A 1,368-nucleotide genomic window follows, 5' to 3' on the forward strand; every position below is an offset into this window, starting at 1 on the left:
CAACTTGTTTGAGGAACTTGAAGCTCTTCGTGAAGTTGTTGCCGCAAGTCCAGGTCGAAACCAGGTGCCTGCAAAAAAAGGAAAACCCCGCTGCGCATGCAGCGGGGTTCTCGGGTGTAAACCCTGGCGATGACCTACTCTCGCATGGCTTGAGCCACACTACCATCGGCGCAGCTGCGTTTCACTTCCGAGTTCGGGATGGGATCGGGTGGTTCCACAGCGCTAATTTCACCAGGGAGGCTTTTGGAGCGTCGCACTCGTCCCTGGGGGACAAGGCGCCAGCCTCGCATAGTTCTTGTGACGTAGCGTGCACTTGGATGCTCTTACGACGTTGTCGTAAAGCCAAGGCAACTTGAGGTTATATGGTCAAGCCGCACGGATCATTAGTATCAGTTAGCTCAATACATTGCTGTACTTACACACCTGACCTATCAACCACGTAGTCTACATGGTTCCTTCAGGGGGCTTGTGCCCCGGGAGATCTCATCTTGAGGCGCGCTTCCCGCTTAGATGCTTTCAGCGGTTATCGCTTCCGAACATAGCTACCCGGCAATGCCACTGGCGTGACAACCGGAACACCAGAGGTTCGTCCACTCCGGTCCTCTCGTACTAGGAGCAGCCCCTCTCAAATCTCCAACGCCCATGGCAGATAGGGACCGAACTGTCTCACGACGTTCTGAACCCAGCTCGCGTACCACTTTAAATGGCGAACAGCCATACCCTTGGGACCGACTACAGCCCCAGGATGTGATGAGCCGACATCGAGGTGCCAAACACCGCCGTCGATATGAACTCTTGGGCGGTATCAGCCTGTTATCCCCGGAGTACCTTTTATCCGTTGAGCGATGGCCCTTCCATACAGAACCACCGGATCACTAAGTCCTAGTTTCCTACCTGCTTGATCCGTCGATCTTGCAGTCAAGCACGCTTATGCCTTTGCACACAGTGCGCGATGTCCGACCGCGCTGAGCGTACCTTCGAGCTCCTCCGTTACTCTTTAGGAGGAGACCGCCCCAGTCAAACTACCCACCATACACGGTCCCCGACCCAGATAATGGGCCCAGGTTAGAACGTCAAGCACGACAGGGTGGTATTTCAAGGATGGCTCCGCCACAGCTAGCGCCATGGTTTCATAGCCTCCCACCTATCCTACACAGACGAACTCAACGTTCAGTGTAAAGCTATAGTAAAGGTTCACGGGGTCTTTCCGTCTTGCCACGGGAACGCTGCATCTTCACAGCGATTTCAATTTCACTGAGTCTCGGGTGGAGACAGCGCCGCTGTCGTTACGCCATTCGTGCAGGTCGGAACTTACCCGACAAGGAATTTCGCTACCTTAGGACCGTTATAGTTACGGCCGCCGTTTAC

Annotated in this window: 2 rRNA genes (1 of these 2 only partly in view); both read right to left on the bottom strand. The window is 54.6% G+C overall.

The features are described 5' to 3' along the window. Positions 1–121 precede the first annotated feature (121 nt). Positions 122–236: ribosomal RNA gene (rrf, locus tag FH975_RS16150) — 5S ribosomal RNA — on the bottom strand. A gap of 126 nt (positions 237–362) precedes the next feature. Next, a 23S ribosomal RNA gene (locus tag FH975_RS16155) occupies positions 363–1,368 on the bottom strand (it continues 1,954 nt past the right edge of the window).

Source organism: Nesterenkonia haasae (assembly GCF_010119385.1).
GTDB lineage: Bacteria > Actinomycetota > Actinomycetes > Actinomycetales > Micrococcaceae > Nesterenkonia > Nesterenkonia haasae.